Consider the following 253-nt stretch of genomic DNA (forward strand, 5'->3'; position numbering starts at 1 on the left):
GGCAGCCGGATTGTCTTTGAGAGTGACCGTTCCGGCAGCCCGCAGCTTTACGTCATGCCCGCCACCGGCGGAGAGGCGACGCGGATTTCCTTTGGTGAGGGGCGTTACGGCACGCCGGTCTGGTCGCGCGCGGGGATTTGGTGGCCTTCACGAAGCAGAACAAGGGCCGCTTCCACATCGGTGTCATGCGGCTGGATGGCTCGGAAGAGCGTCTGCTGACCGCCTCCTTCCTCGATGAGGGTCCGACTTGGGC

At 64.8% G+C, this 253-nt stretch carries 1 pseudogene; it reads left to right on the forward strand.

From position 1 onward, the window contains the following. Positions 1–253: pseudogene (gene tolB / locus FCK22_RS18500) on the forward strand (Tol-Pal system protein TolB); the annotation flags it as partial.

Origin of the sequence: Sulfitobacter sp. 15WGC (assembly GCF_005068605.1) — a bacterium.
Classification (GTDB): domain Bacteria; phylum Pseudomonadota; class Alphaproteobacteria; order Rhodobacterales; family Rhodobacteraceae; genus Sulfitobacter; species Sulfitobacter faviae.